The organism is Streptomyces sp. NPDC044003, assembly GCF_056435185.1.
Map to the genome: position 1 here is coordinate 905,803 of NZ_JBWKFA010000002.1, position 14,157 is coordinate 919,959.

The 14,157-nt window shown below is 72.4% G+C and carries 11 protein-coding genes; 6 read left to right on the forward strand and 5 right to left on the reverse strand.

Annotated features, from left to right (window positions below):
- Window positions 1-54 precede the first annotated feature (54 nt).
- Together lpdA and AC07AW_RS10770 are read right to left on the reverse strand one after the other, a co-directional pair.
- Complete coding sequence (gene lpdA, locus AC07AW_RS10765; protein WP_189802175.1) at window positions 55-1,443, reverse strand: dihydrolipoyl dehydrogenase; 1,389 nt, start codon at window positions 1,441-1,443, stop codon at window positions 55-57.
- A 279-nt stretch (window positions 1,444-1,722) separates the two neighbouring features.
- On the reverse strand, window positions 1,723-3,237 hold the full coding sequence (locus tag AC07AW_RS10770) for a leucyl aminopeptidase (RefSeq protein ID WP_478815075.1): 1,515 nt from the start codon (window positions 3,235-3,237) through the stop codon (window positions 1,723-1,725).
- A gap of 304 nt (window positions 3,238-3,541) precedes the next feature.
- On the opposite strand from AC07AW_RS10770, the gene AC07AW_RS10775 reads away from it, so the two are divergent.
- From AC07AW_RS10775 to AC07AW_RS10795, 5 genes are read left to right on the forward strand one after another with little or no spacing between them, the layout of a single operon-like run.
- Window positions 3,542-5,632: a hypothetical protein gene (locus AC07AW_RS10775; protein ID WP_478815076.1), complete on the forward strand. Its 2,091-nt coding sequence runs from the start codon at window positions 3,542-3,544 to the stop codon at window positions 5,630-5,632.
- 34 nt (window positions 5,633-5,666) lie between these two features.
- The gene (gene pelF, locus AC07AW_RS10780) at window positions 5,667-7,193 is read left to right on the forward strand and encodes a GT4 family glycosyltransferase PelF (RefSeq protein ID WP_478815077.1); all 1,527 of its coding nucleotides are present in this window, start codon (window positions 5,667-5,669) and stop codon (window positions 7,191-7,193) included.
- Window positions 7,190-8,623, forward strand: coding sequence for a hypothetical protein (locus AC07AW_RS10785; protein WP_478815078.1), 1,434 nt, complete (start codon window positions 7,190-7,192; stop codon window positions 8,621-8,623). Before pelF ends, AC07AW_RS10785 begins: the two co-directional genes overlap by 4 nt.
- Window positions 8,624-8,630: 7 nt before the next feature.
- Window positions 8,631-9,251, forward strand: coding sequence for a spherulation-specific family 4 protein (locus AC07AW_RS10790; protein WP_478815079.1), 621 nt, complete (start codon window positions 8,631-8,633; stop codon window positions 9,249-9,251).
- Entirely contained in the window at window positions 9,248-10,039 is a 792-nt protein-coding gene (locus AC07AW_RS10795) for an endo alpha-1,4 polygalactosaminidase (protein ID WP_478815080.1), read from the forward strand. Before AC07AW_RS10790 ends, AC07AW_RS10795 begins: the two co-directional genes overlap by 4 nt.
- Before the next feature lie 13 nt (window positions 10,040-10,052).
- Here AC07AW_RS10795 and cobS read toward each other — a convergent pair whose 3' ends face one another.
- Window positions 10,053-10,817, reverse strand: a complete 765-nt coding sequence (gene cobS, locus AC07AW_RS10800) for an adenosylcobinamide-GDP ribazoletransferase (RefSeq protein ID WP_478815081.1) — start codon at window positions 10,815-10,817, stop codon at window positions 10,053-10,055.
- Window positions 10,818-10,884: 67 nt separating this feature from the next.
- Between cobS and AC07AW_RS10805 the strand changes: the two genes are divergently transcribed.
- Window positions 10,885-11,652 (forward strand): hypothetical protein, encoded by a 768-nt coding sequence (locus AC07AW_RS10805; RefSeq protein ID WP_478815082.1) that lies wholly within the window; start codon window positions 10,885-10,887, stop codon window positions 11,650-11,652.
- Here AC07AW_RS10805 and AC07AW_RS10810 read toward each other — a convergent pair.
- Window positions 11,589-12,335 carry a hypothetical protein gene (locus AC07AW_RS10810; RefSeq protein ID WP_478815083.1) on the reverse strand — a complete coding sequence of 249 codons (747 nt, stop codon included), beginning with the start codon at window positions 12,333-12,335 and terminating at the stop codon, window positions 11,589-11,591. The two genes, AC07AW_RS10805 and AC07AW_RS10810, sit on opposite strands and share 64 nt — an antisense overlap.
- Window positions 12,299-14,062, reverse strand: a complete 1,764-nt coding sequence (locus tag AC07AW_RS10815) for a phosphatidylglycerol lysyltransferase domain-containing protein (protein ID WP_478815084.1) — start codon at window positions 14,060-14,062, stop codon at window positions 12,299-12,301. Before AC07AW_RS10815 ends, AC07AW_RS10810 begins: the two co-directional genes overlap by 37 nt.
- Between the last annotated feature and the right edge of the window lie 95 nt (window positions 14,063-14,157).

The following is a 14,157-nucleotide window of genomic DNA, read 5'->3' on the forward strand; positions in this document are numbered from 1 at the left end:
TTGCTCCTAACGAATTGCGGAAAGTGGTCGTCGCGCCCTGTGATGACGTGAGCGTCAGTCGTGGGAGTGCAGAGGCTTGCCGGCCAGGGCCAGGTGGGCCTCGCCGAGCGCCTCGTTCTGCGTCGGGTGGGCGTGGATGAGCTGCGCGACCTCGGCCGGCAGCGCCTCCCAGTTGTAGATCAGCTGTGCTTCGCCGACCTGCTCGCCCATGCGGTCACCGACCATGTGGACGCCGACCACGGCACCGTCCTTGACCTGGACGAGCTTGATCTCGCCCGCGGTCTTGAGGATCTTGCTCTTGCCGTTGCCCGCGAGGTTGTACTTCAGGGCGACGACCTTGTCCGCGCCGTAGATCTCCTTGGCCTTGGCCTCGGTGATGCCGACGGAGGCGACCTCGGGGTGGCAGTACGTCACCCGGGGCACACCGTCGTAGTCGATCGGGACGGTCTTCAGACCGGCCAGGCGCTCCGCGACGAGGATGCCCTCGGCGAAGCCGACGTGCGCGAGCTGGAGCGTCGGGACGAGGTCGCCCACGGCCGAGATCGTCGGCACGTTGGTACGCATGTACTCGTCGACCAGGACGTAGCCGCGGTCCATCGCGACGCCCTGCTCCTCGTAGCCGAGACCGGCGGAGACCGGGCCGCGGCCGATGGCGACCAGGAGGACCTCGGCCTCGAAGGTCTTGCCGTCGGCCAGGGTGACCTTGACGCCGCTGTCGGTGTACTCGGCGGACTGGAAGAAGGTGCCGAGGTTGAACTTGATGCCGCGCTTGCGGAACGCGCGCTCAAGAAGCTTCGAGCTGTTCTCGTCCTCGACCGGGACCAGGTGCTTCAGGCCCTCGATGACCGTGACGTCGGTGCCGAAGGACTTCCACGCCGAGGCGAACTCGACGCCGATGACGCCGCCGCCCAGGATGATCGCGGACTCCGGGACGCGGTCCAGGGTCAGCGCGTGGTCCGAGGAGATGATCCGGTTGCCGTCGATCTCCAGGCCGGGCAGGGACTTCGGCACGGAACCGGTGGCCAGGAGGATGTGACGACCCTCGACGCGACGGCCGTCCACGTCGACGGAGGTCGGGGAGGACAGGTGGCCGGTGCCCTCGATGTAGGTCACCTTGCGGGAGGCGACGAGACCCTGCAGGCCCTTGTACAGGCCCGAGATCACGTCGTCCTTGTACTTGTGCACGGCCTTGATGTCGATGCCCTCGAAAGAGGCCTTGACACCGAACTGCTCCGCCTCGCGCGCCTGGTCGGCGACCTCGCCGGCGTGGAGCAGGGCCTTCGTCGGGATGCAGCCGTTGTGCAGGCAGGTGCCGCCGAGCTTGTTCTTCTCGATCAGTGCGACGTCCAGGCCCAGCTGCGCTCCGCGCAGCGCCGCGGCGTAACCGCCGCTACCGCCGCCGAGGATCACTAGGTCGAAAACGGTGCTGGCGTCGTTCGCCACGTCACGTCCTCCATGCATGTGCGCTCGTCGCCGGTCGTCGACGACCTGGCGGCGGCTGGTGTCCGGCCGCTTTATTTCGGCCCTGTGGTGGGGGCCCTGTCCTGCCGAGAACCCATCTTCGCACTTGTTGACGGACGACGGGACGCGGGGCCGTGGTCTGAGACGGCCGATCGTCCGTACGGCGGGGTCACGGGCACGGACGAACCTACGGATTTCGTCGTCGGCGAACAGGGAAGGCCCCGGGCGCGGAGCCCGGGGCCTTCCCTGTCACGGGGTGGATCAGAGCTCGCCGGCCGCCGTGCGCTCGGCCAGCTTCACCAGGGTGCGGACCGAGGAGCCGGTGCCGCCCTTCGGGGTGTAGCCGTACGGGGCGCCCTCGTGGAAGGCCGGGCCCGCGATGTCCAGGTGGGCCCAGGTGATGCCCTCGCCCACGAACTCCTGCAGGAAGAGACCGGCGACCAGGCCGCCGCCCATCCGGACGCCCATGTTCGCCATGTCGGCGGTGGGGGAGTCCATCGTCTTGCGCAGGTCCGCGGGGAGCGGCATCGGCCAGGACTGCTCGCCGACCTCCTCGGCGATCTCGTGGATCGCGGTCCGGAACTCGTCGTCGTTGGCCATGACGCCGAAGGTGCGGTCACCGAGGGCGAGGACCATGGCGCCGGTCAGGGTCGCCACGTCGACGATCGCGTCCGGGTGCTCCTCGGAGGCCTTGGTCAGCGCGTCGGCGAGGACGAGCCGGCCCTCGGCGTCGGTGTTCAGGACCTCGACGGTCTTGCCGCTGTACATGCTCAGCACGTCACCCGGGCGGGTGGCGGAGCCGGACGGCATGTTCTCCGCGAGGGCGAGCCAGCCCGTGACGTTGACCTCCAGGCCGAGGCGGGCCGCGGCGACGACGGTGGAGAACACGGCGGCGGCGCCGGCCATGTCGCACTTCATCGTCTCGTTGTGGCCGGCCGGCTTCAGGGAGATGCCGCCCGAGTCGTAGGTGATGCCCTTGCCGACCAGGGCGAGGGTCTTCTCCGCCCTCGGGTGGGTGTAGGCGACCCGGACCAGGCGCGGCGGGTTCACGGAGCCGTTGCCGACGCCGAGGATGCCGCCGAAGCCGCCCTTGGTGAGCGCCTTCTCGTCGAGGACCTGGACCTTGAGGCCGTGCTCCTTGCCGGCGGCCTGCACGGCGGCGGCGAAGGTCGCCGGGTACAGGTCGTTCGGCGGCTGGTTGACCAGGTCGCGGGCGCGGTTGATCTCCTCGGCGACGGCCTGGGCGCGCTCGGCGGCGGCCTTGAAGGCCTTGTCGCGCGGCTTGGCGCCGAGCAGGGCCACCTCGGCGAGGGGCTTCTTCGCGTCCTTGGCGTCATTGGATGCCCGGTACGCGTCGTAGGCGTACGCGCCGAGCAGGGCGCCCTCCGCGATGGCGGCGGCGTCCTCGGCGGTGGCGATCGGCAGCGCGAACGCGGCCTTCTTCGAGCCGGTCAGGGTGCGGGCGGCGGTGCCGGCGGCGCGGCGCAGGGTCTCCCCGGCGAAGGACGCGCCGTCCTCGGGGGCCTCGCCCAGGCCGACGGCCAGGACGACGGGAGCCTTGAGACCGGCGGGGGCGGGCAGCTTCGTCGCCTCACCTTCGGCACCCGAGGCGCCCAGGGTCTCCAGGACGGCGGCGAGCCGGCCGTCGAAGGCCTTGTCGACGGCCTCGGCGCCCGGGGCGACGACCAGCGTCTTCCCGGACTTCGCGACGCCGACGACGAGGGCGTCGGCGCGCAGCGTCGCCGCGCCGGCAGTGCTGAGAGTGAGAGCAGTCACGGTGGTGAAATCTCGCTTCCATTGAGTTCTGTGGCGGTCGAGGGATGGGCCGACCGTGCCCGCCGCATCGTATTTCGGCCCGGAGAGCGCCGAGAACGAGCCTACGCTCGCTCACCCGGTTCGCTCACGGCGGCGGGGATTCACTCATCCGTGGTGTCTCTTTCATGTTTACCCTTCCGGCCTCTGTCGCCCGGCCACACTCGCCTCATTCACGCAAGGACGACACACCGTTCTTCGCCTCATCTGCGACATCTCCACGCGTTCCGCCGGTTCGGGCGGGGCCCGTCGAGGGGGGACACCCGCCATGGACTCCGGCCGAATCCGTACGCCCAGAACCGCGCCCCGCACCGCCGCCGGCGCCCGCATCGCGCCTCGTACGGGCAAGATCGCGGCCCTCGCCGCCGCCGCGCTGCTCGCCACCGTCGTCCCCTCCGCGCAGGCGGTCGCCGCGACCGCGCCCCGCGTGGACCTCACCGTCCTCGTCGTCGACGACGGCGGCAGCGCGGTCGGGGCGATCACCGCCGAGCTGAAGGGCTCCGGCGTCCCGTACCGCAGGATCGACCTCAACGACCCGAACCGGCCGGTCCTCGACACCGCCTTCCTCAGCGACACCGTCGACGGGCGGCCCCGCGCCAGGTACCAGGGCGTCGTCCTGCCCCACGAGAGCGCCTTCGGCCCCGACTCGGCCGAGGCCACCGCCCTCCAGGCGTACGAGCGGACCTTCGGGATCCCGCAGGTCGACGCCTACACCTGGTCGCACCCCGGCGTCGGCCTCGACTACACCGACCAGGGCGGCTGGTCCGGCGTCCTCGACGGGACCACCGCCGGCGTCACCACCGCCGGCCGGGCGGGCCCCTTCCGGTACCTCGCCGGAGCCCTCACCTTCGAGGACAACGACCCGACGATCGCCGAGAGTTACGGCTACGCCGGCCGCCCCCGCACCGGCTACACCAGCTACCTCGACATTCCCGTCGACGGCGGCGGCCGCGCCAGCCTCGTCGGCGAGTACGCCACCGACGGGCGCCGCGAACTCGTCGTCACCTTCGCCTACAACCAGTACCAGCGGCAGTTCCGGGCCCTCGCCCGCGGCATCGTCGACTGGCTCACCCAGGGCGTCCACCTCGGCCAGAGCCGCAACTACCTCTCCGTCCACGTCGACGACGTCTTCGCCCCCGACGCCCGCTGGGACCCCGCGCTCAACTGCACCCCCGGCGACTTCGACTGCGTCGGCGACGACGGCGAGGGCGTCGACCCGATCCGTATGACCGCCGCCGACGCCCAGTACGCCGCCGCCTGGCAGAAGGCCTCCGGCTTCACGCTCGACATGGTCTACAACGGCGGCCAGGGCGAGCAGTGGAAGACCGAGCACGGCGGCACCGACGCGCTCACCGACCGGCTCGTCGCCGACCGCGCCCAGTACCGGTGGATCAACCACACCTACACCCACCCCTTCCTCGGCTGCGTCCAGGACAACGCCGTCGTCCCCTGGCAGTGCGCCAAGGACACCGCCGGCAACACCCTCTGGGTCAGCCGCTCCGAGATCGCCGGCCAGATCCGCGACAACCACAACTGGGCCGTCGGCAAGGGCATCTCCGTCGACCGCTCCGAACTCGTCACCGGCGAGCACTCCGGCCTGAAGACCCTGCCCCAGCAGCCCGTCGACAATCCCAACCTCGCCGGCGCCCTCGCCGACAACGGCGTGAAGTGGACCGCGAGCGACAACTCCCGCGAGCCCCAGCAGCGGGCCGTCGGGACCGGCGCCGCGAAGACCGTGCCCCGCCACCCGATGAACGTCTACTACAACGTGGGCACCGCCGCCGAGATGGCCGATGAGTACAACTGGATCTACACCTCCCGCGCCGACGGCGGCAGCGGGATCTGCGAGTCCAACCCGGCCTCCACCTGCCTGCCCGCCCCGCTCCCCACGGCCACCGGCTACGCCGACCACATCGTGCCGCAGGAAGCCCGCACCGCCCTCTCCCACGTCCTCGGCAACGACCCCCGGCCGCACTACGTGCACCAGTCCAACCTCGCCGAGGAGCGCCTCCTCTACCCGGTCCTCGACCGCGTACTCGCCGACTACCGGGCCCTGTTCGCGGCGAACGCGCCCCTGGTGAACCCCGCCCAGAAGGACGTCGGCACCGAACTGGGCCGCCGCGCCGCCTGGGACCAGGCCGTAGCCGCCGGAAAGGTCACCGCCTACCGCATCGGCACCACGGTCACGATCAAGGCGCCCTCCGGCGTCACCGCGCCCGTCACCGCCCCCGAGGGCACCCGCAAGAAGCTCCTGCTCGGCACCACCGCCTTCGGCACGCCCTACGCGGGCACCCGCTCCGCCTGGACCACGCCCGAACTGCTCCAGACCGCCCTCACCCTCACGCTCCCGACCGCCTGACGCCTGACCAGCACGTCCTGGGGGGAACCCGCTCATGCCGAGCAGTGGCCGTCACGTCACCATGCTCACCGAAGGCACCTACCCGCATGTCCACGGCGGCGTCAGCACCTGGTGCGACCAGCTCGTCCGTGGCATGCCGGAGGTCGACTTCGAGATCCTCGCCCTCACCGGCAGCGGCCGCGAACCCGTCACCTGGGAGCTGCCGCCCAACGTCACCCGGCACACCGCGTACCCCCTGTGGGGCCCTCCGCAGGGTCCGGCCGTGCGCCGGCCCCTGCGGGGGCGCGAACGCCGCCGCTTCCTCGACGCGTACGAGCGCCTCCTGCTCGCCCTCCTCGACCCCGAGGCGGGCTGCGACTTCGGCACCGGCCTGTACGAACTCGCCGAACTCGCCCGGCAGGGACGGCTGACCGCCGCCCTCCGCTCCGAGCCGGCCCTGCGCTCCCTCATGTGGATCTGGACCATGCCGCACCTGCCCACGCTCGCGGCCCGGCCCACCGTCCACGACGCGCTCACCGCCACCGACCTGCTCGAACACGCCCTGCGCCCGCTCGCCGCCCGGATAGCCGACGGTGGCGTGGCGCACGCCGTCTCCAGCGGTCTCGCCACGCTGCCCGCCCTCGCCGCGCAGCACTTCGAAGGGGTGCCCTTCCTGCTCACCGAACACGGCATCTACCTCCGCGAGCGCTACCTCGGCTACCGCACCGAAGCGCAACGCTGGCCCGTCAAGGCCCTGATGCTCGGCTTCTACCGCGAGCTCAACACCCTCGGCTACCGCAAGGCCGACCTCATCACCCCCTGCAACCAGTACAACCGGCGCTGGGAGGAGCGCGGCGGAGCCCCCGCCGACCGCATCCGCACCGTCTACAACGGCGTCGACCCGGCCCTCTTCCCCGAGGCCGGACCCGAGCCCGAGACCCCCACCCTCAGCTGGTGCGGCCGTGTCGACCCCATCAAGGACCTGGAGACCCTGATCCGGGCGTACGCGATCTGCCGCGCCGAACTCCCCCCGCTCAGGCTCCGCCTGTTCGGCCCGGTCCCGGCCGGGAACGAGGACTACCTGACCCGTCTGGAGAAGCTCGCCGCCGAACTGGGCGTGACCGACGGGGTGTCCTTCGAGGGCCGGATCAGCGACGTCCCCTCGGCCTACGCGGCCGGCAGCGTCGTCATGCTCTCCTCCATCAGCGAGGGCTTCCCCTTCTCCCTCATCGAGGCCATGTCCTGCGGCCGCGCCACCGTCTCCACGGACGTCGGAGGCGTACGGGAGGCCGTCGGCGACACCGGGATCGTCGTCCCGCCCCGCGAACCGGCCGTCATGGCCGCCGCCGTCTCCGCGCTCCTCCGGGACGGCGCCCGCCGCGCCGAACTCGGCCGCCGCGCCCGGCAGCGGGTGATCGACGAGTTCACCCTGCACCGCTCGGTGGACGGCTTCCGCCGGATCTACCGCGAACTGGCGGGCGCCCGCCCGGCCCCGCTGCCGCCCCAGGAACCCCTCCGCCTGAGAATCCCCTCCCCGCGCCGCACCACCCCGGCCCTGGTCCCTGGAGGCACCCCGGCATGAGCGGCTCCCTCTGGCTGAAAGCCCCGAAGACGGAGACCCCCCTTCCGGCGATCCCACGCCCACGGCAGCCGGCCGCGCACCCGCCGCCCCCCGCCGGAGCCGAGCTCGCCGCCGATCCGCTCGACGAACTCGCGCGGCGGCTCGACGGGTTCGTCGCCGTCGCCGTGCATCCGGACGAGATCGCCGCGATCCTCGAGTCCGACGGCATGACCGACGAGCACATCCGGCTCACCTACGGCCGCGCCGACTCCTTCTCCCTCGCCGAGGACCTCTACGCGCGCGTGGAGCGGCGCCACCCCGAGCCGGCGGCGCCACCCTCCGGCGCCTGGTACGGCGAGCTCGCGGGCTGTCTGCTGCGCGGGCTGGTCTTCGCGCTCCCCGGCCTCGCGTACGTGCTCGCGGCACCGCTGCTCGCCGGCGGGCACGGCCGGTTCGGGCTCCCCGCCGGGACGATCCCGCTGCTCGCCGGGGCCGTCACCGGCTGGGTGTGGAACCAGGCCCTCTCCCACCGCGCGTACACCTGGCTCGGGCTCGGCGACCGGCCCGCCGCCGCCCGCACCCTCCTCACCGGCGCCCCGGCCGGCGCCCTCGCCGGGACGGCCGTCGCCCTCGCGAGCGCCGCGCCCGGCGAGACCCCCGCAGCCGTCTTCGCCGCCGGACAGTCGCTCTACCTCGCCGCCGCGACCGTGCTCCTCGTCCTCGGCCGCGAACGGGCCCTGCTCTGCGCCCTGCTGCCGCTCACCGGCGCCGTCCCCGCCTTCCGCTGGGACCTGCCGGACGCCCTGCGCGCCGCACTGCTCCTCGCCTCGCTCACCGCCTCCGTCGTCTTCGCCGGGCTCGTCCTCCGCCCCGGTCTGCGCCGGGGCGCGGCGGGCCGGGGCGGACCCCCGCGCGCCGCCTCCCTCCCGTACGGCCTCTTCGGCCTCGGCAGCGGCCTTCTCGTCCTCCACGCGGGCGTGGGCGACACGCTGGTGAGCGGGGCGGGGGCGGTCATCGCGCTCACCCTCTCGATGGGCCCCGCCGAATGGCTCCTGCACCGCTTCCGGGACGGGAGCCTGACCCGGCTGCGGACCCTCACCACCGCCCGCGAGTTCCGCCGGGCCGTCACCGGCACCCTCGTGCTCTGCCTCGGCGGCTACCTCACCGTGCTCCTCGCCCTCGCGCTCGCCGCGACCCTGGTCTGGCCGGGGGCGCCCTGGCCGACCCTCCCGCGCCTGCTCACCCTGCTCCTGATCGGGACCGTGCTCTGGCTCGGGCTGCTGCTCCAGGCCTTCGGTGCGGTGCTCAGCGCCGCCACCGTCTGCCTGCTCGCGGCGGCGGCGCAGACCGTGGAACCGGTGGCGGGCCCGGTGGCCGCCGGGGGAGCGGCCGCCGTGCTCGCCGCCCTGACCTGTGCCCTACTGGTACGACCGACCGCCCACCGCGCCTAGAGGTGTCATGACCGTCCCTTCCCTCCTGGTGCCGTACTACGAGCACCCGGCCGAACGCCCCGGGGCCTGGTCGGCCCTCGTCGACGCGGCACCGTCCCTGTACGGCGTCGTCCTCAACCCGGCGAGCGGCGCCGGTGCCGCGCCCGACCCGGCGTTCGCCGAGGCCGCCGGGCGGCTGCGGGCCGCCGGGGTGCGGGTCCTCGGCTACGTGGACACCGCCTACGGCCGCCGTCCGCACGCCGAGGTCGTCGCCGAACTGGTCCGCCACCGCGACTGGTACGGCGCCGACGGCGCCTTCCTTGACCAGGTGGCGACCGCGCCCGCCGCCCTCGCCCACTACCGCCGCATCGCGGTCGCCGCCCGGGCCGCCGGGACCGCGACCCTCGTCTTCAACCACGGGGCCCACCCCGACCCGGGATACGAGGCCCAGGCCGACCTCCTCGTCACCTTCGAGGGCCCCTGGGACACGTACCGGACCCTCGACCTGCCCGTCGCCGCCCACTACTGCCACCTCGTCTACGCCGCCCCCGCGGGCTTCCGTCCGGCCACCCCGGTGCACTGCGCCGTCCCCGGCACCGGCGCGCACCCCTGGGGCACCCTTCCGCACCTCCTGGAGCCCGCCCGATGAGACGACCGCTGCCGCTGCTCGCGGGGCTCCTCCTGCTCGCCACGGCCTGTACGGCGGCCCCCGGCCCCGACCCGAAGACCACCGAGGAGCAGCGCTGGCGCCCGGCGCCCGGCCTCGCCTGGCAGTGGCAGCTCAGCGGCCGGCTCGACCCGGCCGTCGACGTGCCGGTGTACGACATCGACGGCTTCGACCACCCGGCGTCGACCGTCGCCGACCTCCACCGCCGCGGCCGCAAGGTCATCTGCTACGTCTCCACCGGCGCCTGGGAGGACTTCCGCCCCGACGCCGACAGCTTCCCGAAGGCCCTCCTCGGCAAGGGCAACGGCTGGGAGGGCGAGCGCTGGCTCGACATCCGCCGCACCGACCTCCTCGGACCGCTCATGGCGAAGCGTCTCGACATGTGCCGGGACAAGGGCTTCGACGCCGTCGAACCCGACAACATGGACGGCTACAAGAACCGCACCGGCTTCCCCCTCACCGCCGCCGACCAGCTCCGCTACAACCGCCTCGTCGCGACCCTGGCCCACGACCGGGGTCTCGCGGTCGGCCTCAAGAACGACCTGGACCAGATCCCGAAGCTGCTCCCGGACTTCGACTTCGCGGTCAACGAGCAGTGCGCCGAGTACGACGAATGCGGCCGTCTCGCCCCGTTCGTGGCGGCGGGCAAGGCCGTCTTCCACGTCGAGTACGAGCTGACGACGGACCAGTTCTGCCCCCAGGCCCGGAAGCTGGGCCTCAGCTCGATGCGGAAGCGGTACGAGCTGGACGCGTGGCGCAAGCCCTGTTAGCGAGGGCCCGCGATCAGCCCAGCGTCAGCGCGATCAGCGCCGCCGTCGCCGCCGTCTCCTCCACCGCGCCGAACACATCGCCGGTCACCCCGCCGAAGCGCCGCACGCACCGGCGGAGCAGCAGCGCCGCCGCACCGAGGCCCGCGCCGGCCGCCAGGACGGAGCGGACGGCGTCGTACGGGGAGAGCAGGAGGCCCGTCGCGGCGCAGAGGACCAGGACCAGGGCGGTCGTGAGGGTCGCGGACCGGGTCGGGACCGTCTCGGCGACGATCGCGCCGAGGCCCTCGGGGCGGGCGGCCGGGACGCCGTGCCGGGACGCGTGGGTGAGCGCGAGGCGGGCGACGGTGGCGGCGAGGGCGGCGGCGACGGTGCCGTGCGCCCAGCCCTCCCCGTACAGCTCGTACAGTGCCGCGACCTGGGCGAGCAGGACCAGGACGAGGGCGATGACGCCGAACGGGCCGATGTCCGACTGCTTCATGATGCGCAGCGCGTCCTCGGCCGGCTTGGCGCTGCCGAGGCCGTCGGCGGTGTCCGCGAGGCCGTCGAGATGGAGGCCCCGGGTGAGCAGGGCGGGGACGGCGGTGGCGGCGACGGCCGCGAGCAGCGGGCCCGAGCCGAGCAGCAGGAAGAGACCGCCGGCCGCGGCGGAGCAGAGCCCGACGACCAGACCCGCGAGCGGGGCCGAGAGCATGCCGGCGCGCGCCGCGTCCCGGTCCCAGCGGGTGATGCGGGCGGGGAACACGGTGAGGGTCCCGAAGGCGAAACGCAGGCCGTCCATCCGGGCAGGGTAATCGCCGTCCCAGGACGGTAGATTGCGCATACCGCACATATCGGAAGTGGGTGGCATGGGTCACTGGTTCTCCCGGAACATCGTCGAGCCGGGCAAGCTCCCGATGCTGCTCGCTCTGACCTCCTTCGTCCTGACATTCCTGGTCACCCGCACCGTCACCCGGCTCATCCGGGCGGGGAAGGGACCTTTCCGGAACGTCTCCTCCGGAGGCGTCCACATCCATCACGTCGTACCGGGTGTCGTCCTCACCGTCCTCGGCGGGTTCGGCGCGGTGGGCAGCAGCCGGTACGGCGTCGGCGCGGCGGTCTTCGCGGTCGTCTTCGGGATCGGCGTGGGGCTCGTCCTGGACGAGTTCGCGCTCATCCTCCATCTCGACGACGTGTACTGGTCCGAGGACGGCCGCAAGAGCGTCGAGGTGGTCGTGCTCACCACGGCCCTCGTGGGACTCACGCTCAGCGGCTTCTCGCCGCTCGGCGTCAACGACATGACCGCCGAAGAGCGCCAGGACCGGGTCACCTTCATCCTCAGCCTCGCGCTGAACTTCCTCCTCGTCCTGATCACCCTGGTGAAGGGGAAGTTCCGGATGGCCGTGTTCGGGGCCCTGGTCCCGTTCGTGGCGATCGTCGGCGCGGTCCGCCTGGCCCGTCCCGGCTCCTGGTGGTCCCGGCGCTTCTACCGGAGCCGCCACCGGGCCAGGGCCCGCTCCCGGATCCGTACGTACCGCCACGACAGGCGCTGGACCAAGGTCCGGCGCCGCCTTCAGGACCTGATCGGCGGCTTCCAGGAGCGCGTCCCCGGGCGCGGCTCGACGCCGCCGTCCTGACCGCGCCCACGGCGGACCTGGACGGCGATCAGGACGAGGACGGCGGCGATCGCCGCCAGGTGCTCCTTGCCCGCCAGGTTCGCCTTGATGAACACCTCGACGACCATCGCGAGGACCACGAGCCCGCCGGTCCAGTACGCCCGGTAGCGCCAGCAGACGTACACGGCGAGGCCGACCACCGCCGCCGACGGGCCGGTGTCGACGACCTGCGCGTCGGAGGCGGGCAGCCCGAACGGGCTGTCCGGGCCGAGCGCGATGCCCACGCGCGCGTAGAGCGTGCCGGCGAGGGTGGCGAGGTACGCGATGCCGAGGGTCCGCCACCGCCCGATGCAGATCTCGGCGATCCCGAACACCAGCAGGACCTGCGCGAGGGCGCCCCACACGGGCAGATCGAGCGCGGGGACGAACAGCGAGAGCGGGGTCCGGAGCAGCGCCGGCCACAGCGGGTCCTCGGCCCGTACGGAACCGATGTCCTGGACCGGCTGATAGCCCCAGTCCTGGTTCTGCACGATCTGGAAGAGGGAGGTGAGGCAGACGGCGCCCAGCGTCAGGGGAGCCGCCCTCCACCTCCTGGTGAGGAGCGCCGTCCGGACGGTGGTGAACAGCGGCCCCCACTCGCGGCGGGCGAACTCCCTTACGGCGTGTCTCAACGGCTGCTCTCCAGATGCCTGCGGTGCATCCATTTCGGCAGACCGGGGGCCTCCAGGAAGCCCTCGGCCCGACCGGCGGCGAGGCCGATGCGCAGCAGGTCCGCACTCTTCTCGAAGAGCATGAATCGGGGCTCCCAGATCGGTCGGTACTTGGCGTTGGCGCGGTACAGCGACTCGATCTGCCACCAGCGGGAGAAGAAACTGAGCAGTGAGCGCCACATGCGCAGCACGGGTCCCGCCCCGAGCTTCGAGCCACGTTCGAAGACGGAGCGGAACATCGCGAAGTTGAGCGAGACCTGAGTGATCCCGATCTCCTTGGCGCGCTGCAGGAGTTCGATGACCATGAACTCCATCAGGCCGTTCTCGGAGTCCCGGTCACGGCGCATCAGATCCAGCGAGAGCCCCTTCGGCCCCCAGGGGACGAAGGAGAGCAGGGCCCGCAGCTCCCCCTGGTCGTCGGTGCACTCCAGCATCACGCAGCGGCCGTCCCGGGGGTCGCCCAGCCGGCCGAGGGCCATCGAGAAACCGCGCTCGGTGGCCCCGTCGCGCCAGTCGTCCGCCTTGCGGAGCAGTTCGGCCATCTCGTCGGCGGGGATGTCCTCGTGGCGCCGGATCCGGACCTCGTACCCGGCCCGCTTGACCCGGTTGAAGGCCTGCCGGACGGTCCGCATGGCCCGGCCGTCCAGGGTGAACTCGTCGGTCTCCACGATCGCCTCGTCGCCCAGCTCCAGGGCGTCCAGACCGTGCCGGGCGTAGATGACCCCGGCCTCCTCGCTCGCGCCCATCACCGCCGGGATCCAGCCGTGCTCGCGCGCCTCGGCGAGCCAGGGCTCGATGGCGCCCGGCCAGGCCTCGGGGTCGCCGATCGGATCGCCGGAGGCGAGCGAGACCCCGCCGACCACCCGGTAGGCGATGGCCGCCTTCTCGCTCGGCGACCACACCACGCTCTTCTCGCGGCGCAGCGCGAAGTAGCCGAGCGAGTCGCGCTCGCCCTGCTTGTCCAGCAGGACCCGCAGCCGGTCCTCGTCCTCCTCGGTCAGCGGATCGACGGCCCGCCGGGAGCGGAAGGCGGCGAAGAGCACCGCGAAGAGCAGCAGCGTGGACATGACGTTGATGGTGACGTCGACCCAGCCGGGGGTGTGGATGCCGGTGACGCCCGAGCTGTCGGAGGCCAGCGTGATCAGCCGCATCACGCCGTACTTCCAGCGCTCCAGGAAGGTGGAGTGGCCGGTGGAGTCGTTGGTGACGGTCACCAGGACGGCGGCGAGCAGCGAGGTGACGAGCAGTCCGCCCACGGCCACCCCCGCCGCGAGCTTGGGGTTGGAGCGGTCGCCCTTGGCGTAGAACTCCTTGCGGCCGAGCAGCAGCGCGAGCACGAACGCGGCGGTGAGGACCAGCGAGATCCAGTTCTGGGCGTGCTGCCGGATCTCGGGGAAGAACATCACGAGGGCGAAGAGCAGCAGGAAGAGGCCGCCGAGCACCATGTTGAGGATCCACGCGGCTCGTTTGCGGCGCCGCATGGTGATGGCCAGGAAGAGGGTGAAGACCCCCGAGGCGAAGCCCGCGGTGAGCATGTACGGCGTGAAGTAGTTGTCCTCGTTGTGCCGGCGCAGGTCGTTGCCGAACGAGACCCAGACGGCGCTCAGGAAATTGATGAACGTGACGACGCGCAGGTACCAGACGGCGAACGCGGCGCTGCGCCGCGAGCGGGCGGTCGTGCCCCGGGGTGCTGCTTCGGCAGACAAGCGGACTTCTCCCATGAAAAGCGATCATATGGGGCATGGTGTGCCGTGCGGAGACGCCGGAGGCGGCCACGCGCGCGTCGCGCATGACCGCCCCGGAGTCCTCGTTCCGT

What these genes read in the sequence shown, in the direction of transcription:
- AC07AW_RS10775 (WP_478815076.1), top strand. Translation starts at nt 3,542, where the DNA reads ATGGACTCCGGCCGAATCCGTACGCCCAGAACCGCGCCCCGCACCGCC.
- pelF (WP_478815077.1), top strand. Translation starts at nt 5,667, where the DNA reads ATGCCGAGCAGTGGCCGTCACGTCACCATGCTCACCGAAGGCACCTAC.
- AC07AW_RS10785 (WP_478815078.1), top strand. Translation starts at nt 7,190, where the DNA reads ATGAGCGGCTCCCTCTGGCTGAAAGCCCCGAAGACGGAGACCCCCCTT.
- AC07AW_RS10790 (WP_478815079.1), top strand. Translation starts at nt 8,631, where the DNA reads ATGACCGTCCCTTCCCTCCTGGTGCCGTACTACGAGCACCCGGCCGAA.
- AC07AW_RS10795 (WP_478815080.1), top strand. Translation starts at nt 9,248, where the DNA reads ATGAGACGACCGCTGCCGCTGCTCGCGGGGCTCCTCCTGCTCGCCACG.
- cobS (WP_478815081.1), bottom strand. Translation starts at nt 10,817, where the DNA reads ATGGACGGCCTGCGTTTCGCCTTCGGGACCCTCACCGTGTTCCCCGCC.
- AC07AW_RS10805 (WP_478815082.1), top strand. Translation starts at nt 10,885, where the DNA reads ATGGGTCACTGGTTCTCCCGGAACATCGTCGAGCCGGGCAAGCTCCCG.
- AC07AW_RS10810 (WP_478815083.1), bottom strand. Translation starts at nt 12,335, where the DNA reads ATGGATGCACCGCAGGCATCTGGAGAGCAGCCGTTGAGACACGCCGTA.
- AC07AW_RS10815 (WP_478815084.1), bottom strand. Translation starts at nt 14,062, where the DNA reads ATGGGAGAAGTCCGCTTGTCTGCCGAAGCAGCACCCCGGGGCACGACC.